Annotated in this window: 16 protein-coding genes and 4 tRNA genes; 8 read left to right on the top strand and 12 right to left on the bottom strand. The window is 45.4% G+C overall.

What is annotated here, in order from left to right; genetic code table 11:
- The 5 genes from OH456_RS25110 to OH456_RS25090 form a co-directional block, all read right to left on the bottom strand.
- Positions 1–483: GTP-binding protein (locus tag OH456_RS25110; protein WP_270034423.1), on the bottom strand; the 483-nt coding region annotated here is incomplete at its 3' end.
- 137 nt (positions 484–620) lie between these two features.
- Positions 621–696, bottom strand: a tRNA-Thr gene (locus tag OH456_RS25105).
- Between the two features lie 13 nt (positions 697–709).
- Positions 710–784, bottom strand: a tRNA-Gly gene (locus tag OH456_RS25100).
- Positions 785–819: 35 nt separating this feature from the next.
- A tRNA-Tyr gene (locus tag OH456_RS25095) sits at positions 820–904 on the bottom strand.
- A gap of 48 nt (positions 905–952) precedes the next feature.
- Positions 953–1,028 (bottom strand) — tRNA-Thr (locus tag OH456_RS25090).
- A 212-nt stretch (positions 1,029–1,240) separates the two neighbouring features.
- Here OH456_RS25090 and coaA point away from each other — a divergent pair.
- Positions 1,241–2,164: a type I pantothenate kinase gene (gene coaA, locus OH456_RS25085; RefSeq protein ID WP_006074988.1), complete on the top strand. Its 924-nt coding sequence runs from the start codon at positions 1,241–1,243 to the stop codon at positions 2,162–2,164.
- Positions 2,165–2,294: 130 nt separating this feature from the next.
- Here coaA and birA read toward each other — a convergent pair whose 3' ends face one another.
- Both birA and murB read right to left on the bottom strand, forming a co-directional pair.
- On the bottom strand, positions 2,295–3,254 hold the full coding sequence (gene birA / locus OH456_RS25080; protein WP_006074987.1) for a bifunctional biotin--[acetyl-CoA-carboxylase] ligase/biotin operon repressor BirA: 960 nt from the start codon (positions 3,252–3,254) through the stop codon (positions 2,295–2,297).
- A complete protein-coding gene (gene murB / locus OH456_RS25075) occupies positions 3,251–4,285 on the bottom strand; it encodes a UDP-N-acetylmuramate dehydrogenase (RefSeq protein ID WP_006074985.1) in 1,035 nt (344 codons plus the stop codon). The genes birA and murB overlap by 4 nt, the downstream gene beginning before the upstream one ends.
- A 59-nt stretch (positions 4,286–4,344) precedes the next feature.
- Between murB and OH456_RS25070 the strand changes: the two genes are divergently transcribed.
- Entirely contained in the window at positions 4,345–4,776 is a 432-nt protein-coding gene (locus tag OH456_RS25070; protein WP_006074984.1) for a GNAT family N-acetyltransferase, read from the top strand.
- A 91-nt stretch (positions 4,777–4,867) separates the two neighbouring features.
- Positions 4,868–6,208 (top strand): CDP-diacylglycerol--serine O-phosphatidyltransferase, encoded by a 1,341-nt coding sequence (gene pssA, locus OH456_RS25065; protein ID WP_270034425.1) that lies wholly within the window; start codon positions 4,868–4,870, stop codon positions 6,206–6,208.
- Positions 6,209–6,293: 85 nt separating this feature from the next.
- Here pssA and typA read toward each other — a convergent pair whose 3' ends face one another.
- Positions 6,294–8,126 carry a translational GTPase TypA gene (typA, locus tag OH456_RS25060; protein WP_006074982.1) on the bottom strand — a complete coding sequence of 611 codons (1,833 nt, stop codon included), beginning with the start codon at positions 8,124–8,126 and terminating at the stop codon, positions 6,294–6,296.
- 510 nt (positions 8,127–8,636) lie between these two features.
- Here typA and glnA point away from each other — a divergent pair.
- From glnA to OH456_RS25035, 5 genes are all read left to right on the top strand, one after another.
- Entirely contained in the window at positions 8,637–10,046 is a 1,410-nt protein-coding gene (gene glnA, locus OH456_RS25055) for a glutamate--ammonia ligase (RefSeq protein ID WP_006074981.1), read from the top strand.
- A 116-nt stretch (positions 10,047–10,162) separates the two neighbouring features.
- The gene (locus tag OH456_RS25050) at positions 10,163–10,681 is read left to right on the top strand and encodes a DUF4124 domain-containing protein (RefSeq protein ID WP_270034421.1); all 519 of its coding nucleotides are present in this window, start codon (positions 10,163–10,165) and stop codon (positions 10,679–10,681) included.
- Between the two features lie 144 nt (positions 10,682–10,825).
- A complete protein-coding gene (gene glnL, locus OH456_RS25045; protein ID WP_031494559.1) occupies positions 10,826–11,875 on the top strand; it encodes a nitrogen regulation protein NR(II) in 1,050 nt (349 codons plus the stop codon).
- Between the two features lie 50 nt (positions 11,876–11,925).
- A complete protein-coding gene (glnG, locus tag OH456_RS25040; RefSeq protein WP_270034420.1) occupies positions 11,926–13,329 on the top strand; it encodes a nitrogen regulation protein NR(I) in 1,404 nt (467 codons plus the stop codon).
- A gap of 176 nt (positions 13,330–13,505) precedes the next feature.
- Positions 13,506–16,067: an EAL domain-containing protein gene (locus OH456_RS25035; protein ID WP_270034419.1), complete on the top strand. Its 2,562-nt coding sequence runs from the start codon at positions 13,506–13,508 to the stop codon at positions 16,065–16,067.
- On the opposite strand, the gene hemN is transcribed toward OH456_RS25035, so the two are convergent.
- The 4 genes from hemN to OH456_RS25015 form a co-directional block, all read right to left on the bottom strand.
- Positions 16,060–17,451, bottom strand: a complete 1,392-nt coding sequence (gene hemN / locus OH456_RS25030; protein ID WP_038223144.1) for an oxygen-independent coproporphyrinogen III oxidase — start codon at positions 17,449–17,451, stop codon at positions 16,060–16,062. The genes OH456_RS25035 and hemN overlap by 8 nt on opposite strands.
- A 192-nt stretch (positions 17,452–17,643) precedes the next feature.
- Positions 17,644–18,138, bottom strand: a complete 495-nt coding sequence (locus OH456_RS25025) for a DUF2489 domain-containing protein (protein WP_006074975.1) — start codon at positions 18,136–18,138, stop codon at positions 17,644–17,646.
- A 14-nt stretch (positions 18,139–18,152) separates the two neighbouring features.
- Positions 18,153–18,713: a Der GTPase-activating protein YihI gene (gene yihI / locus OH456_RS25020; protein WP_006074973.1), complete on the bottom strand. Its 561-nt coding sequence runs from the start codon at positions 18,711–18,713 to the stop codon at positions 18,153–18,155.
- Positions 18,713–19,351 (bottom strand): class I SAM-dependent methyltransferase, encoded by a 639-nt coding sequence (locus OH456_RS25015; RefSeq protein WP_031493661.1) that lies wholly within the window; start codon positions 19,349–19,351, stop codon positions 18,713–18,715. Before OH456_RS25015 ends, yihI begins: the two co-directional genes overlap by 1 nt.
- Positions 19,352–19,393: the final 42 nt, after the last annotated feature.

Raw genomic sequence — 19,393 nt, 5'->3', positions numbered from 1 at the left:
GTACTCAGATAGAAGTTCACGAACTTCCATTTCAACTAGCTCTAGAAGCTCTTCATCATCAACCATGTCACACTTGTTCATGAATACGATGATGTAAGGAATACCAACCTGACGGCCTAGTAGGATGTGCTCACGAGTTTGAGGCATTGGACCATCAGTAGCAGCAACTACAAGGATACCGCCGTCCATTTGCGCAGCACCAGTGATCATGTTTTTAACATAATCCGCGTGTCCTGGGCAGTCTACGTGTGCGTAGTGACGAGTTGGAGTATCGTACTCAACGTGAGAAGTTGCGATTGTGATACCGCGCTCACGCTCTTCTGGAGCGTTATCGATAGATGCGAAGTCTTTCGCTTCACCGCCGTACACTTTTGCAAGAGTAGTACAGATTGCAGCTGTTAGAGTTGTTTTACCGTGGTCAACGTGGCCGATAGTACCAACGTTTACGTGCGGTTTCGTACGTTCAAATTTTTCTTTAGACATGAGTTGTCCCTCTAGGTACGGATTTAGGTGGCTTTGAAGACCACGCAACCAAAAAATCTTGGTAATAAAGCTTCTCTTAGCCTCTAAACATAGTTGAGGCAAAAGAAAGTATCAAAAGGAAATATTGCTTTGAGAGCTGGTGCTGATAGGCAGACTCGAACTGCCGACCTCATCCTTACCAAGGATGCGCTCTACCACCTGAGCTATATCAGCACTCTAAATGAGTTGGAGCGGGCAGCGGGAATCGAACCCGCATCATCAGCTTGGAAGGCTGAGGTAATAGCCATTATACGATGCCCGCAACACGTAACTCTGAGAGCTATTCCCTAAAGAATATGGTGGGGGGGGACGGATTCGAACCATCGAAGGCAGTGCCGGCAGATTTACAGTCTGCTCCCTTTGGCCACTCGGGAACCCCCCCAAATTTTACTTACCATTTTCGTCATCATTGCCCTAGGCAAAGTGAAAATGGTGCCGACTACCGGAATCGAACTGGTGACCTACTGATTACAAGTCAGTTGCTCTACCTACTGAGCTAAGTCGGCATAAGTGGAGCGCATTCTATTGAATGAATCTTGCTGATGCAACCGTTAAATCAAAAAAAATTTCGTTTTTTCACACATTCTTCCTTTTTGACGACTTTTTGTACACATTTCGGGGAATTACGCACGCAGTGTCGCATGAAATATTTGATTTATCCCTTTGTTCAGGTATGTTCAGCACTCTACGTGTATGGAAACCTTAAGTTAGGTGAGTTATGAGCCCTTTTATGTCATTTAGTCGCGAGCAGTGGTCTGCACTTCGCAACGCTGTCCCTATGACATTAACAGAAGATGATCTGAAAGAGCTTCAGGGTATTAATGAAAACCTGACGATACAGGAAGCCACTGATGTTTACTTGCCTCTTTCTCGTCTGCTTAACCTGTACGTTGCCGCGAGACAGAGTCGCAACTCCGTTCTTCAAGAGTTCTTGGGACAAAGTGACCATACGCCACCATTCATTATTGGTATTGCCGGTAGTGTTGCGGTCGGGAAAAGTACCACGGCTCGCTTGCTAAAAGCGTTACTCAGTCGCTGGGAAAACCACCCTAAGGTAGAACTTATTACGACTGACGGTTTCCTTCATCCTAATAAGGTACTGTTAGAAAAAGGGTTAATGGCGAAAAAGGGCTTTCCCGAGTCCTATGATATGCGTCGATTGGTGCAGTTTGTTTCCGATGTCAAAGCTTGTAAGCGTAACGTTGTCGCTCCCGTCTATTCACACTTAACTTACGATATTACTGATGAGCAGAAAGTCGTCGACCTACCTGACGTGCTAATCATCGAAGGTCTCAATGTCCTGCAAAGTGGCATGGACTACCCTCACGATCCACATCGCGTGTTTATCTCTGATTTTCTCGATTTTTCTTTGTACGTCGATGCAGATAGTGAACGCATTGAAAACTGGTATGTGCAGCGCTTTATGAAATTCCGCCAAGGCGCCTTTACTAAGCCTGGCTCTTACTTCAGCCACTATACCCAGTTGAATGAACAAGAAGCGAAAACCAAAGCGAAGAATATTTGGGCATCGATTAATGGGATCAACTTAGTGCAGAATATCTTGCCAACCAAAGAGCGGGCTCAATTGATTTTACAGAAAGGTAAAGATCATAATGTTGAGACGGTTTATTTGAGGAAGTAGGCTGTTTTTGACGAGGGGTTGTTTGCGCCAAAGGTAGATCCCTGCCTACGCAGGGATAACAATATCTAGTGTGGTAACAATATTTGATGTAGTGAGTGAAGTTGCTAAATTAGTGATAAGTTAAGCCACATCAGTTCAGTTTACGCAGAGAGATCTCACCACCAATAAATGGTTGAATGCCCGCTTCTGTTTCCAGTAAAACGGCGCCAGTGGCATCGATGCCGCGCACAATACCTTGAATGTCTCGATTGCCCATCACCAGACGAACTTCTCGATCCAAAAAGTTATCATGACGATTCCAACGTTCAACAAAACCGTGTAAGCCACACATTTCGTAATCTTCTAGAGCGTTCTGCCAAGCCTTGATAAAGGCCACCACCAAATCGTTACGGCTAAATGGTTTGTCTGCCACTTCATTGAGTGAGGTCCAAGGCTGATCGATGCCTTCTACTTGTTCACTCATATTTAGATTCATACCCATACCCATGACTAGGTTTGCCGCGCCACCAGCTTGGCCTGACATTTCAACCAAAATGCCGGCTAACTTCTTGTCATTAAAATACAGGTCATTCGGCCATTTAAGTTTTACACCATCAATCCCAAGTTGTTCCAAGGCTTCAACTATCGCCACGCCAATCACCAGACTCAACCCCATCGCCGCTGCCATTCCTGCTTCTAACTTCCAATACATGGAGAGATAAAGGTTACTACCGAATGGTGATACCCATTGGCGGCCACGGCGGCCACGGCCTTTAGACTGGTACTCAGAAATGCACACCGCACCCGACTCTAAGCTGTTTTGTTTGTCGAGTAAGTATTGATTGGTAGAGTCGATAATAGGAATCAACTCAAATGGTGAGGTAACAGTTCGCGATAGTTTCTCTTTGGACAACAGTTCCATAGGGGCCGCTAGTTGATAGCCTTTCCCCTGAACGCGAAAGATATCAACCCCCCAATCACGAATGCCTTTAATGTGCTTACTTACAGCGGCACGAGAAATACCCAGCTGCTCACCCAACATCTCACCCGAGTGAAATCCGCCTTGAGAAAGCTGCTCTAAAATCGCTAATTTCACATGATGCTCTCTCATAGCAGCTCCTTTAAATACACTTCTTGTTGAGCACCCATAAAGCGTACCTCATGCTCAAGCTCTACATTAAATTTCTTCAGCACACAGTCGCGGACATAAGCGGCAAGGTTAACAATATCCTCCGCCTTGGCATTATTGGCATTCACCAATACAAGAGCCTGTTTAGGATGCACCATGGCGCCACCCTGAGTATGCCCTTTCAGACCACACTGATCGATAAGCCAACCAGCAGCCAACTTCATCTTGTCACCCGATGGATACGCCACTAGCGCTGGGTATTGCGCTTTGAGCGTTTCATGCTGTTCGATACTGACAATCGGGTTTTTAAAGAAACTTCCAGCATTGCCAGTCACAGCTGGATCTGGCAGCTTCTCTTTTCTCACATTCACGACCACATCAAACACTTCTTTTGGCGTGGTCGTTTCTGGGTCAAGAGACTGTAACGGACCATAACTTAATATAGGCTGCCATGTTTTGTTTAGCTTAAGGCCAATGGCGGTCACGAGCGCCTTATCTTTCAGCTCGTGCTTAAAAATGGAGTCACGATAACCAAAACGACATTGATTATTAGACAGCCGCTTTATGGTATAGCTGTCTAAACAAAGGTACTCCACATAATCACATACTTGCTGGAGCTCTATGCCATAAGCACCAATATTCTGAATAGGTGCGCTACCAGCACAGCCAGGGATTAAAGCCAAATTTTCAACACCAGCGTAACCCTGCTCTACACACCATTCCACCAAACTCGGCCAGTCTTCACCCCCTGATACATGCAAAAGATGTTCAGTCTCTGAGCTGGAGTACGAAATACCTTGCAATCGATTAATGATAACAACGCCCTGATAAGGCTCCGTAAATAACATGTTACTGCCCTTACCTAACATCAGTTTAGGTAGCGCTTGCCAGTCTGGGTTTTGGTAAATCGCAATTAGGTCGTCGACCGATTCAGCTTCTACTAGCACCTGACACTGCTGTGAGATACCAAAGGTGTGAAATGGGCGAAGTTGGGCATTGTTTTCAGTTTGCATGGGCATTCATTGATGGCTTACACTGCCGCTATTCTATCCTTTTGAAACGAGCATTGGCTATGGATACGTTAAAATTCGGTATGCTAGACCCCATTAAACTGCCGATTGCCAAAAAACTGTATAAAGCACACTACCCAGCTGGCAAACCAAAAAGTGATGAACGTATTCTCACTCTTAGCCAAGGCCACAGCCTCTGTGCCCTCGTACGATTTCGTACCATCGAGCAGTATCGATTGATGACCGGCATGCTGGTTCTTCCAGACTTCCGCCAACAAGGTATCGGTCATCATTTCATGGCACAACTGCGACAAAATGAGCTGACCAATAACGATTTTTGTTTTGCACTAGAACATTTACAGGGATTTTATGGACAACATGGCTTTAAAGTGATTACCCAAGAAGAGCTACCAGGTCCTCTTAAGCAACTGTTTTCTCGTTATATTCACGGCGGAAAAGCACTGGCAGCTATGCGATACATTGATCCCCGTTAAACTTATCAACGCTTTACTACCCATTTAGGGCAAGAGTTTGGTAAAATTCTAGGTTCGCAATTTTGCAATGACCAAAGGTACAGTCCCTCATATGATGGCTCTTAGGAACTCTTTTGAACAGCTTCCCTCAATCGCGCAGGATCCCAATGCACTGGATGTATTGTATTCCGCTAAAGATTATCGCGAGTATTTAATTCAAGCGATACGCGAAGCACAATCAAGAATCTACCTAGTCGCTTTGTATTTAGAAGATGATGACGCTGGACGCCAAATCCTGACTGAACTTTATCAAGCAAAGCAAAAGAATCCGGCTCTCGATATTGCTGTTTGTGTTGACTGGCACCGTGCACAACGTGGTCTGATTGGCGCTGACCAGTCTGATGGCAACGCAGTGATGTATCGCGAGTTTAGACAAAACCACGAGCATGCCGTTCCTGTTTACGGTATTCCAGTGCGTGGCAGAGAAGTATTTGGGGTCTTGCACCTTAAAGGCTTTATTATCGATGATAAAGTGATATACAGCGGCGCTAGTCTTAACAACATCTACTTAAATTACGATGAGCGTTACCGATTCGACCGCTACCATGTTCTGAACAACCCTGAACTAGCAAATAGTATGGCTCAGTTTGTTGCAATCGAACTGATTGCCAATCCTGCCGTCAACGACCTGTCATTGCCAGAAAAGCCAACGACAAAAGATATTAAGGCAGAAATCCGACAACTGCGTGGTTCACTGTCTCAGGCACGTTATCAATTTAATGCCCAGCCGAGTAATGAACACCAAGTAGCGGTGACACCTATTGTTGGTATTGGTAAGCGTCGAAACAAGCTTAACCAAAGCATCAATCAGCTATTAGCTAGCGCTAAAGACGAGATTTTTATTTGTACCCCTTACTTCAACTTCCCTAAGTCGGTAGCAAAAGAAATCAAGCGTGCCCTGAAACGCGGTGTTAAAGTGAAAATCGTGGTGGGTGATAAGACGGCGAACGATTTCTACATTTCTCCAGAGGAAGACTTCAAAACCATTGGTGGTTTGCCTTACCTCTATGAAATGAATCTGCGTCGCTTTGCTAAAGCTAACGAAGCACATATCGCGAGTCGCAATTTGTGCATTCGCCTATGGAAACATGATGACAACAGCTTCCACCTAAAAGGTATTTGGGTCGATAAGCGTTATATGCTGATTACAGGCAACAACCTAAATCCACGAGCTTGGAGCTTGGATTTAGAGAATGCCATTTTGATTCAGGATCATTACTCGCATCTTGTCGACAAGTTTGAGGCTGAGGTGGAAAACATCCTTGAACACACCCAGTTGATCTGTACCTATAAGCAGTTGGAAAAAGTGGAAAACTATCCAGCGCCTGTACAAAAATTGCTGAAGAAAATTACTCGAGTTCAAGCTGATAGAGTATTGAAACAGTTACTTTAAGTTATTCAACCTTTAGCGTCTTCGAAAAAGCAAACACAAAAAAACCAGCCTCGCGGCTGGTTTTTTTACATCTCACCTAAATCAATTAAGACTTAGCTTCGCGACTTGCACGCTTACGATCGCTTTCCGAAAGGAACTTCTTACGGATGCGGATGCTTTCAGGTGTTACTTCTACTAGCTCGTCATCATCGATGAACTCAAGTGCTTGCTCTAGAGTCATAATGATTGGCGGAGTAAGAACCTGTGCGTCATCAGTACCAGAAGCACGAACGTTAGTTAGCTGCTTACCTTTAAGCGGGTTTACCGTTAGGTCGTTGTCACGGCTATGGATACCGATAACCATGCCTTCGTAAACCTCAACACCGTGACCGATAAACATACGGCCGCGCTCTTGTAGGTTAAACAGTGCGTTTGTTAGCGCTTTACCAGCACCGTTCGAGATAAGTACACCGTTTACACGCTGACCAATCTCACCGCCCTTGAATGGACCGTAGTGATCGAACGTGTGGTATAGAAGACCAGAACCAGACGTTAGTGTCATGAATTCAGTTTGGAAACCGATTAGACCACGAGATGGCATCATGAAGTCCATACGAATACGACCTTTACCATCTGGAGCCATGTCCGTTAGCTCACCTTTACGTAAGCCGATAGCTTCCATGATGCTACCTTGGTGCTCTTCCATTACGTCGATAGTTACAGTTTCGTATGGTTCTTGCTTCTGACCATCTTCTTCTTTGATGATAACTTCAGGACGAGAAACCGCTAACTCAAAGCCTTCACGACGCATGTTTTCGATCAGGATAGATAGGTGTAGTTCACCACGACCAGATACACGGAACTTATCTGGATCATCCAGTTGCTCAACGCGTAGTGCTACGTTGTGTACCAGTTCCTTCTCTAGACGCTCAAGGATGTTACGTGAAGTCACGAACTTACCTTCTTTACCTGCGAATGGAGACGTGTTTACTTGGAATGTCATGGTTACTGTTGGTTCGTCAACAGACAGTGCTGGTAGCGCTTCCACTTCACCCTGCGCACAGATAGTGTCAGAGATTTTTAGCTCGCCAAGACCAGTGATTGCGATGATATCGCCTGCAGTTGCTTGCTGAACTTCGTGACGCTCAAGGCCTAGGTAACCTAAAACTGTACCTACTTTACCGTTACGAGTCTTACCATCAGCACCGATAACCGTTACTTGTTGGTTCGGCTTAACCGTACCACGAGTCACACGGCCGACACCGATAACACCAACGTAAGAGCTATAGTCTAGCTGAGAGATCTGCATTTGCAGTGCACCCTCAGGGTCAACAGCAGGTGCTTCAACGTTATCAACGATAGCTTGGAACAATGGTTCCATGTTCTCGCCTTCTTCGCCTTCTTCCAACGTTGCCCACCCGTTTAGCGCTGATGCGTAAACCACTTGGAAGTCTAATTGTTCGTCAGATGCACCTAGGTTGTCGAACAAGTCAAATACTTGGTCCATAACCCAATCAGGGCGAGCACCTGGGCGGTCGATTTTGTTGATAACAACAATAGGCTTAAGGCCATGTGCAAATGCTTTTTGCGTTACAAAGCGAGTTTGCGGCATCGGACCATCTACAGCGTCAACGATCAGCAGTACAGAGTCTACCATCGACATAATACGCTCAACTTCACCACCGAAGTCCGCGTGTCCCGGAGTATCTACGATGTTGATGCGGTGATCATTCCAGTTGATCGCTGTGTTTTTAGCAAGGATCGTGATACCACGTTCCTTTTCGATATCATTCGAGTCCATAACTCGCTCTTCAGTTTCACCGCGAGACTCTAGAGTACCGGATTGCTGAAGTAGCTTGTCAACAAGGGTAGTTTTACCGTGGTCAACGTGCGCGATAATCGCAATGTTTCTTAACTTATCAATCTGTGGAGTTGACATAGATTTCTTTCACTCAGTCAAGAGTCGCCGCACGATAGCCGCTGACTCGATTAAAAAAACGCCCGCAATATACCAGAAATTACGAGAGTTGTGATCTTCTTCGTTGAAATCTTGCTTAAACATAGTCGGTTTAAGCTAGTTTTGCCGTAAATATCGGGCGCTAGCGCCAAATTCACTATTTTAGCGCAGCCGATCTGCTCATCGTAGGATTGCAGTTGACACCGATTCAAAAACCATGCTGAATGTATGGCATCATTGATTCAACTTGGTGCAGAAATTTAACATTGCACCATAAAGGTGCATTCAATGATCATTTTGGTGCATCATCTTGCTCCATTATGATGAGTAATTTTGTAACACTATGAAAAATAACGGATTTATTTTTTGGCACGGTTTTAGCTTTAGTAAAATCAGCATCGATTAACGCACTTCAATAAGCAGACGTTAATCAATGCCGATTAGCACTAATCGAGTACTTAACCGCTTTAATAACACTGGAGGTTTTCCAAGATGTCAGTAGAAAATGTTCTATCGCTGATCCAAGAGAACGAAGTTAAATTCGTAGATCTACGCTTTACAGACACTAAGGGTAAAGAGCAGCACGTTTCTATCCCTGCACACCAAGTAGATGCAGACTTCTTTGAAGAAGGCAAAATGTTCGACGGTTCATCAGTTGCTGGTTGGAAAGGCATCAACGAATCAGACATGGTAATGATGCCTGACGCGGCAAGCGCAGTTCTAGACCCATTCACTGAAGATGCAACTCTGAACATTCGTTGTGACATCCTTGAGCCTGCAACAATGCAAGGCTACGACCGTGACCCACGTTCAATCGCTAAGCGCGCAGAAGACTACCTACGTTCTACTGGCATTGCAGATACTGTACTTGTTGGTCCAGAGCCAGAGTTCTTCCTATTTGACGATGTTAAATTCGCAACAGACATGTCTGGTTCATTCTTCAAGATTGACGACGTAGAAGCGGCTTGGAACACAGGCACTGACTTCGAAGGTGGTAACAAAGGTCACCGTCCAGGCGTTAAAGGTGGTTACTTCCCAGTAGCTCCAGTTGACTCTTCTCAAGACATCCGTTCTGCAATGTGTCTAGTTCTAGAAGAAATGGGTCAAGTTGTTGAAGCTCACCACCACGAAGTAGCAACAGCGGGTCAGAACGAAATCGCTACTCGTTTCAACACGCTAACCGCTAAAGCGGACGAAATCCAAGTTTACAAGTACGTTGTACACAACGTTGCTCACGCATTTGGTAAGACAGCGACATTCATGCCTAAGCCTCTAGTAGGTGATAACGGTTCTGGTATGCACGTTCACCAATCTCTAGCGAAAGACGGTGTTAACCTATTCGCTGGCGACAAGTACGGCGGCCTATCTGAAATGGCGCTTTACTACATCGGTGGTGTTATCAAGCACGCTAAAGCAATCAACGCATTTGCCAACGCATCAACTAACTCGTACAAGCGTCTTGTACCAGGCTTCGAAGCACCAGTTATGCTTGCTTACTCTGCACGTAACCGTTCTGCTTCTATCCGTATCCCAGTGGTACCAAGCCCGAAAGCGCGTCGTATCGAGCTACGTTTCGGTGACCCATCAGCAAACCCATACCTATGCTTTGCTGCAATGCTTATGGCTGGTCTTGACGGTATCAAGAACAAGATCCACCCAGGTGAAGCAATGGACAAAGACCTTTACGATCTACCAGCTGAAGAAGCTGCAGAGATCCCAACAGTGGCTTACTCACTAAAAGAAGCGCTAGAGTGTCTAGACGCTGACCGTGAGTTCCTAACTTCTGGCGGTGTATTCTCTGATGACTTTATCGATTCTTACATCGATCTTAAGTCTCAAGACGTAGAGAAAGTAAACATGACAACTCACCCACTTGAGTTCGAACTATACTACTCAGTATAATTCAAAGGTTTACAACCAATTATTAGGCTCGCCTCGCAGGCGGGCCTTTTTTATGTCCGTGTTATTTCTTGCAGCATTACCATCAGGACTCTTAAGTAAAGCAAGGTTCCGCTAACATGAAATCTGCCCTGATATTGATACTGTGTATCCTGAGTCCCCTATCTTGGAGTATAGAGATCTACACCTGGGTCGATGAAAAAGGTGTGCAGCACTTCAGTGATCATCCTACTAACCCGCAATCGTCGTTAGTTGTGTTGCCTGACCCTCCCGCCCCTTACTCCAGCAATGACGTTTCCCCAGCAACAAATTCTTTCTCAGAAACGCCAACCCCCAAGCCTATCAGGCTAAAAGTCAGCATCCGCAATCCCACTCACGATGCCACCATTCGCAACAACGCTGGTAATTTCGATGTTATTGGTCACATAGATGGCAAGCTTCACGTCGCAGCCAAGCTGCAACTTCTTCTCGATGGCAAGGTATATGGTGCACCGAAAACTACTCCTCATTGGTCATTAACCGCCATTGACCGAGGAACTCACACCCTAACCATTCAAGCGCAACAAAACGGCAAGGTTATTGCATCGTCCAATACGATAACAGTGCATTTACATCGTGCATCGGTGCAATCGCCATAGCCATCAGCGTTTACGCTTTTACTCTATAAAAAATTGCGCCATACTTGGAATTATCAATGCACCATTTTAGTGCATAAACAAAAGACATTGCGTGCAGCGCACCATCATAGAGCAACGCAATGCAAAATCGATTAAGGATAGCGTGTGGCAAACTGTGAACTCACCAGTGCAATACTCAATAATGTGGTAACGGCGACCTTGATGCTCAATGAGGGATTAACAGTTCAATACGCTAACCCTGCCGCAGAGCAATTGTTCTCGCAAAGTTCCAAGAGACTGCTTAATTGCCACCTTTCTCAGTTTATTCAACACGCTTCTCTAGACTTGGCCTTGCTAACCCAACCTCTACAAAGTGGTCAAAGTATTACCGATAGCGATGTCACTTTAGTTGTTGATGGCAAACCGCTGTTATTAGAGGTGACTGTTAGCCCCTTATCTTGGAATAAGGAACTGATGCTTTTGGTGGAAATGCGTAAGATTGGTCAGCAAAAAAGGCTGACTCAGGAGCTCAACCAGCATGCCCAACAACAAGCTGCAAAGTTGCTGGTAAGAGGCCTTGCTCATGAGATAAAGAACCCGCTTGGTGGCCTGCGAGGTGCGGCACAACTTTTATCAAAGATGCTGCCTGATCCCTCACTTAATGAGTACACCAATATCATCATTGAACAAGCAGACCGATTAAGAGCGCTGGTCGATAGGCTTCTTGGGCCACAACGTCCAGGAACGAAAAAAGAAGAAAATCTGCACCTCATTTTAGAAAAGGTACGTCAGTTGGTAGAGCTTGATGCAGGAACCAGCCTGACCATAGAACGAGACTATGACCCTAGTCTACCGGCGATCTTGATGGATACCGACCAAATCGAACAAGCGTTATTGAACATTACCAGTAATGCCGCGCAAATATTAAAACAACAAGATAATGGGCAAATCACCTTGCGCACGCGCACTGTGCATCAAGCCAATATTCATGGACAGCGCCATAAACTCGCTGCTCGGATAGAGATTATTGACAATGGCCCCGGCATTCCGGCCGAACTCCAAGATACGCTGTTCTACCCCATGGTAAGTGGCAGAGAAGGCGGAACGGGTCTTGGGCTGTCCATTTCGCAAAATTTGATCGACCAACATAATGGAAAAATAGATGTAGAAAGTTGGCCAGGTCGCACCATTTTTACTATTTATCTGCCTATTTAACCTCAAGGAGAAAGAGGACTTAATATGGCTTGCTGTAAGGAAGTTTGGCTATGAGTAAAGGATATGTATGGGTCGTCGACGACGACAGCTCAATACGATGGGTAATGGATAAAACCCTTTCATCAGCAAATATCAAATGCGAGACATTTGCCGATGCAGAAAGCGTGCTAATGGCATTGGAGCGGGAAACACCGGATGTATTGGTGTCCGATATCCGTATGCCCGGTATTGACGGCATTGAACTGCTAAATCGAGTTCAAGAAAGCGCCCCAGATTTACCAGTCATCATAATGACCGCACACTCTGATCTCGATGCGGCGGTAAACGCATACCAAAAAGGCGCCTTTGAGTACCTACCTAAGCCTTTTGATATCGATGAGACCCTCACTCTGGTCGAGCGCGCTATTACTCACAGCCTAGAGCAGAAAAGTGCTCTTTCACAGGAAGAGGTGATCGCAGCTGATGCACCGGAAATTATTGGTGAAGCGCCCGCTATGCAAGAAGTGTTTCGAGCGATTGGCCGTTTATCTCGTTCCTCCATTTCTGTACTCATTAATGGTGAATCAGGTACGGGTAAAGAGCTTGTCGCGCAAGCCTTACATCGCCACAGTCCTCGCTCTAGCAAACCTTTTATCGCACTCAATATGGCGGCAATTCCCAAAGACCTTATCGAGTCAGAGCTATTTGGCCATGAGAAAGGTGCATTTACTGGTGCAAATAGCGTGCGCCAAGGACGTTTTGAACAAGCCAACGGTGGGACCTTATTCTTAGATGAGATTGGTGACATGCCATTGGATATTCAGACTCGATTGCTGCGCGTTTTAGCCGATGGACAGTTCTATCGTGTCGGTGGGCACTCTGCAGTCAAAGTAGATGTACGTATCGTCGCCGCGACTCACCAAAACCTCGAAAAGCTGGTGACCGAAGGCGAATTCCGTGAGGATTTATTCCATCGCCTTAACGTCATTCGTATCCATATCCCATCTCTTCGAGAACGCAAACAGGATATTGAAAAGCTGACATTGCATTTCTTGTCTTTAGCAGCAGAAGAACTCGGTGTGGAGACCAAGTCTCTTAATCCGGACACAGTGGATATCTTAAATAAGCTCGACTGGCCGGGAAATGTGCGCCAGCTTGAGAATACCTGTCGATGGCTCACGGTAATGGCCAGCGGCAGTGAAATTCTACCAAGTGATTTGCCTACCGAGTTATTAGAAGAGCCAAGACGCATTACTGATATCGGTGCTGGGGATTGGCAGTCACTACTCTCTTCATGGGCTCAGCAGGCCCTTGAGTCTGGTGAGACAGAAATACTTAACCATGCACAACCGCAATTCGAGCGTATATTGCTTGAAGCAGCTCTTAGCCACACCAATGGCCATAAGCAAGATGCAGCGAAAGTGCTCGGCTGGGGACGGAATACTCTTACTAGAAAGCTAAAAGAACTCTACTAACAAAGTTCTTATTAGATCATCGACTTGCCTAACGCACCGCCATTATTTAGGTCATTTAGTCTCAAATGACCTAAATAATTCTATCAATCGGCCGATTTATAACTATTGATTATTAATACGTTACGGCAAAGCCTCAGGCCTATCTGCGAGCTCGTTGCCACACAACATCAGAGCATATGCCAGGTTTACTGAAAATCTCCTTCAAGAAAGCCCTAATCACACCATTTATTTTGGTGTTTCTGTGCTCGATCGGCACCATTTTATGGCTACAGAAAGAGCACTACGACGACCTTGCGCTGGAGATAAGTGAAAAGCAGCTTACTAGCTTAAGCTACAACGTGATTCAGAGCTTAGATATCTATCTTGAAAGGCCGATGGCAGCGGCCGACGCATTAGCTCATGCGATTGAATACCATCAGCTGTATTCCGCCAATGATGCTCTAGCTATCGAAGATTATTTGCTGTCCAGTTTTAAATCCCTTCATACTGAGTTTTCGCAAATTGACTTATTGGGTTTTGGCGGCGAGTTAGGTGAATTCCTTGCCATACGAGATGCAAAGTCCATTCATACCCCAAACGGTTACTCTTTGATGGTAAAGGACGCGAATACTGGTGAGCAGCTTAATATCTACCAAGGTGAAAACCGACAGTCTCAAGTCATCGATACCATAAAACCTTATGACCCAAGATTGCGCCCTTGGTACCAGCCGGTCAAAGAAAACCCCGTGGCTATGTGGTCAAAGCTGTATGCCAACGCCGACGCGGAACAAGAAGTGACAATTTCTGCTCTCGCTCCGGTATTTAGCTCAGACGGAGACATTCGAACCTTCGTTGGAGTGGCTGCTGTTGATGTACAGATCGATACTTTTAGTCTCTTTCTCAATGAATTAAAACACGCCCATAACGCGCAAGTCTTTATTATTGATAACCAGCGTCAGCTCATCGCACAAGCCGATGATGAATCGATTCTCGATGCTAACGGGCAAAGGCTATCAATGGCTGACCGCTTGCATCCTGCTTTGACCTTTCTTGATCAAACTTTAGATAATACCGAACTGACTGAACCTCACTTATTCGCCTTTCCTTACCGGGGAGACACCCATTATGTGATGGTTAGTCATTATCAAACTGATACCAATTTAAGTTGGTACGTTGTGGTATCTATCTCCAATCACGCTCTGCTTGGCGATATACCCATGATTAGCAACCAAACGCTAATCGCGGGCTTGATTTTAGGCGTGCTGGGGTTACTTGTCGGTATCGTCATCATCAACCGACTGATTCTGCCTATGTCTGAAACCGCTGAGGCGGCAAAACAGATTTCTAATGGCTCTTGGGACTACCCATTACCCAAAAACAATCGTATCAAAGAGATCTCGCTGCTCGTAGAAAGCTTCTCCGCCATGCGCTCACACTTGCAAGCATCGTTTCATACTTTGCGAGAACAGCTCACCCGTGACAGCTTGACCAAGCTGTATAGCCGACAAGGCTTTATTGAGACCTGCAATGCAATGAAAAGCAACAGCGGCTGTATGATGCTGCTCGGTATTAATCAATTTAGAGATATCAATGACAGCTTAGGTCACCATCAAGGTGATATTTTACTCTCCGTCATTGCAGAGAGACTCAAAGCGTGGGTGTTGCTTGAAAATGGTGTGCTAGGGCGAGTTGCCGGTGACGAGTTTGCCATCTACCTACCTGATGTGAAGCCACAGCAACAGATGTGTTATCAACATCGAATTAGACAGATATTCAGCGTCCCCTTCGTGATGCAAGGTGAGCCATTAATGTTACAGGTCTCTATTGGTATCGCACCTATTACCGGAGAGGACACAACAGACACAACGCTGCGAAATGCAGGCATTGCCCATAGCCACGCAAAGTTTGATTGTCAGCGCTGCTGCATTTATACCCCCGACATGGCAGAGAGTTCGAAAAAGAAAACGCGCTTGTTAGCGACATTACGTCATGCCATTGATAACAATAAGTTTGAGGTGCATTTCCAACCCATTATTGAACTCGACAATGGCCAAACTTTAGGTGCTGAAGCTCTACTGCGACTTCGTGATGATGAAGGACAATTCATTTCTCCTTTGGATTTCATTCCTATTGCTGAAGGTTCGGGACTGATTAGCAGTATTGGTCGGATTATGGCAGAGAAAAGCCTCGAAACCGTTGTCAAAGCTATCAAACAACAACAGTTACCTGCGCACTTTCAATTACACATTAATGTCTCAGTCATTGAACTAGCGAGCGCAAGCTATGTGGATGAATTGTCAGGACTGCTCAAACGAGCAGGTTTTTCGCCAAGTCAGCTTACCGTCGAAGTGACGGAATCGCGACTAGCTGACAATGACCCAATCACCCTTGGCAACCTCAGCAAAATTAGAGCGCTTGGCGTTAATATTGCTATCGACGATTTTGGTACTGGCTATTCTTCCCTCGCCTATCTCCACAAGCTGCCATTTAATAGCCTGAAGGTCGATAAAGCCTTTGTAGATAGACTGACTCCAGACAATGCTGAGCAGAGTGTTGTTGCAGCAATCACTAAGCTATCAAGCAGCTTTGGGTTTACGCTTGTGGCTGAAGGGATTGAAACACCACTGCAAGCTAAGCTCGTTCATGACCTTGGCTGTCATCATGCACAGGGGTATTTGTATGGTCGACCGACACCGTTAGAACAATGGCCGCAGCAGGCTGCTACGACCAAAATGAAAAATCCGGTAGGTATTAAATAACGCGGGAGAACTGTTGCTGACGCGCTTTTTGACGTAGATATTTGTCAAAACACATACAGATATTACGAATCAATAAACGACCACGCAGTGTCACTTCAATCGAATCGTCTGACACTGCAACTAATTCATCATCAATAAACGTTTGCAGCAATTTCATATCTTCAGCGAAATAGCTTGAGAAGCCAATGCCAAAGGTCTTTTCTATAAATGTTTTGTCGAGCTTGAAGTTACAGATAAGCTGCTTGATCACTTCACGGCGAATCAAGTCATCTTTATCAAGGACCACACCTTTCCACAGTGCATGTCTCAAATCATTCACTTGAGCGTAGTACTTTTTCAGCTCTTTCTGGTTTTGTGCGTAGCTGTCGCCAATCATAGAAATCGCAGAAACACCAAAGCCAACTAGGTCGCAATCACCTTGCGTCGTGTAACCTTGGAAGTTTCGATGCAACTCACCCGCACGCTGTGCAACCGCTAGTTCATCTTCAGGAAGAGCGAAGTGGTCCATACCGATAAACTGATAGCCTGCGCCAGTCAACGTCGCAATAGTATCTTGCAAGATCGCCATTTTTTCTTCAGCTTGAGGAAGATCCTCGTCTTTAATTTTACGCTGCGCGGCAAATAAGTTTGGCATGTGAGCATAGTTAAACACCGATAAACGTCCTGGACGCATGGTCAGAACCTGCTCAAGTGTCTCGGCAAAACGCTGTTTCGTTTGCTTCGGTAAACCATAGATAAGGTCGAGGTTGGTTGAACGGAAACCTAGTTGTTTGGCGCGCTCAGCCATGGCAAAGATAAACTCTTCATCTTGCTCACGATTCACCAGCTTTTGCACTTCTTTATTGAAGTCTTGAACGCCAATACTCAGGCGGTTAAAGCCTTCTGAGCGCAGATGGTCCAACATATCCAACTCAATTTCACGCGGGTCAACTTCGATACTGATCTCAGCACCTTCTTGGAAGAAGAACTCACCACGAAGAATTGCCATCAATCGACTGATCTGGCTTTTGGTTAGGAAGGTTGGCGTACCGCCACCAAAATGCAACTGAGTCACTTTACGACCCTGAAGCAATGATGCACGCTGACGAATTTCGTGTTCGATAACATCGAGATACTCATCGGCTTTGTGTGCATGACGGGTAATCACTTTATTACAGCCACAGTAATAGCAAAGCTTATGGCAGAACGGAATATGAACGTACAGCGATAGTGGACGTTCTGGATATTGAGTACACGCCATGTCGTAATCAGAGATGGTATAAGCTTCGTGGAACTCGACAGCGGTCGGATATGAGGTATAACGAGGACCCGAGTAGTTATACTTATCGAGAATCGCTTGATCCCAGACTATCTGTTGCTTAGTTTCTGATTGACTTTGAGACATGGTAATACTTCCAATAAACATGTGTTTCTTGACGCCCCAATCGCAACCTAACGAACGCAGATTGGCGGTGCGTCAACTAGGCGCTATTTTGCCACAGGAATATGACAGGGAGCGCCGTTAACTGCATTTTTGCTCAAATCGTCAACAAAAATGCTAGCTTGATCACTAGTCATGACCAACGAAACGAAAAGGCTATCCTACAAGCTTAATATCAATGGCATTGTTCAGTGGCTTAACCTTCTGCTGAAGGTCTTTGAGCTCTTCGATAATTGCGTCATTCAAACGCGCTTCTGCCTTCTGACGTGTAAGGTTATCCCGCATTCGGTCTTGCTTTTTCATCTCTTGTCGCGCATCACCGCGTGGCATATCTTTAACGATATGATATAGCTCAGAAGTCGCAGGGTAGCTCTCATCAAAATCGACACGGTCATTACCTTGAACGTAGTCCATGATGTTGTAGAGTCTAATCGCCGCTTCTGATACATCACATTGCCCTTGAATCGTCGCTAAACAAATCGTATCGACGCTTTCAAAAATGTTGGCATTTCGCTTTTGGATAGCCAAGTCGCGGTGCTGCTGTTGCAACTCCTTTTGCTTTTTAAGTTGCAGTAGCAAATAGCCCGCATAACTAGCCAAGCCGACAATAATGATGGCACCAGCAATGGCTAACAGTGTGAAGGTATTCATCTACTCTACCCTTATTAATCCTTGAATTGGTCGATGTCTAGCTCTTCAAATTGAGACAACAAATCAGCATCGCTGCTTGCTTTGCCCTTTGTCTGACGAGGTTCTTCAGCCATAGATGATTCAAACTCATCTTCAATCTCTGGCTCCATTAGGCCAAGACGGTTCATCAGTACTTCAATTCGGTCAAGTTTCTCGTCAACGTATTTTTGCAGACCTGCACCCAAGTTTTCACCGCTTTCAATACGATCAAGCAATACGTTAAGCTGTGCATCATTTTCGAGCATTTCAAGTTCTTGCTCAGCAGATAAACGACGCTCTTGTTTACTTGGCTTTTTCTTATCATCAACGATAAGTGGGATTTTTTTCTTGCTACCTAAACGCGGGTCTAGCTTTGCTGCGCTGCCTGCCTGTTTGGTTTTTGAACCTTCTGAATGACGACTGCCAGACTTCTGGCCTTTGCGCTTTTTCAAACGCTTGCGTAAGCGACCTTCCACATCCGATTCAGTGCGGTTGCGTGTAACAATTACAGGCTCTGGATTCGCGCCTGGCTTTCTCGATTTTTTCTTACGACTCATTACGTAAGCTTCCTCAGTAAAATGACATCATTACCAATGAATTCTAACTCCAGCCCATCTCTTTGTGCCAAATACACAAAGGTGGCTCGACTAAAGAATACAACGTGGGTTTGGTCGTTCTTGTAGTGCCATTTGGCAAAGGCATCCACATCAACCACCATTTTAGTCATTAAGCCTAACCATCCCGCAGGCTTAATGAGCGATAACCATTGTTGCCAAACTAAGTCTGGCTCATACAAGTGCTCAATAACTTCCGTTGCTGTGACGAAGTCATAGCTATTATCTAATACCGAACTCTCTGGATAATAGTACAAATCATACAGCGACATGTCATAGCCTTGCTCTTCGAACATCAAAGACAAGGTTGGGCCCGGGCCACAGCCAAAATCGAGACCTTTTGAGCCTTGTGATAATCGTTCTTGTAGTGGTGAAACTAGTCGAGATAAAAAACGTCGATAGCCAGCATCACTAGGATCATTGATATGAAGGTCATAAATCGCTTTTTCCGCGCTCGCATCAAGTCGTTGCTGCCTTGGTACAAACACCAACTGACAGGAACCACACTGCAAGTAATCTCGCTTCTTATCGCTGTGATAATGGTGTACAGAAAGTCCCGCACACAGTGGGCAAGCTTCCACAATTTATCTCCTGAACGATACAAGGATGCGAAACATACCAGA

This window comes from Vibrio sp. La 4.2.2, from assembly GCF_027586995.1.
Taxonomy (GTDB): domain Bacteria; phylum Pseudomonadota; class Gammaproteobacteria; order Enterobacterales; family Vibrionaceae; genus Vibrio; species Vibrio mediterranei.
This window is presented reverse-complemented; position numbering and strand designations above follow the sequence as displayed.

Coding starts and splice junctions, on each gene's coding strand:
- coaA (WP_006074988.1), top strand. CDS start 1,241: ATGAGCCCTTTTATGTCATTTAGTCGCGAGCAGTGGTCTGCACTTCGC.
- birA (WP_006074987.1), bottom strand. CDS start 3,254: ATGAGAGAGCATCATGTGAAATTAGCGATTTTAGAGCAGCTTTCTCAA.
- murB (WP_006074985.1), bottom strand. CDS start 4,285: ATGCAAACTGAAAACAATGCCCAACTTCGCCCATTTCACACCTTTGGT.
- OH456_RS25070 (WP_006074984.1), top strand. CDS start 4,345: ATGGATACGTTAAAATTCGGTATGCTAGACCCCATTAAACTGCCGATT.
- pssA (WP_270034425.1), top strand. CDS start 4,868: ATGATGGCTCTTAGGAACTCTTTTGAACAGCTTCCCTCAATCGCGCAG.
- typA (WP_006074982.1), bottom strand. CDS start 8,126: ATGTCAACTCCACAGATTGATAAGTTAAGAAACATTGCGATTATCGCG.
- glnA (WP_006074981.1), top strand. CDS start 8,637: ATGTCAGTAGAAAATGTTCTATCGCTGATCCAAGAGAACGAAGTTAAA.
- OH456_RS25050 (WP_270034421.1), top strand. CDS start 10,163: ATGAAATCTGCCCTGATATTGATACTGTGTATCCTGAGTCCCCTATCT.
- glnG (WP_270034420.1), top strand. CDS start 11,926: ATGAGTAAAGGATATGTATGGGTCGTCGACGACGACAGCTCAATACGA.
- OH456_RS25035 (WP_270034419.1), top strand. CDS start 13,506: ATGCCAGGTTTACTGAAAATCTCCTTCAAGAAAGCCCTAATCACACCA.
- hemN (WP_038223144.1), bottom strand. CDS start 17,451: ATGTCTCAAAGTCAATCAGAAACTAAGCAACAGATAGTCTGGGATCAA.
- OH456_RS25025 (WP_006074975.1), bottom strand. CDS start 18,138: ATGAATACCTTCACACTGTTAGCCATTGCTGGTGCCATCATTATTGTC.
- yihI (WP_006074973.1), bottom strand. CDS start 18,713: ATGAGTCGTAAGAAAAAATCGAGAAAGCCAGGCGCGAATCCAGAGCCT.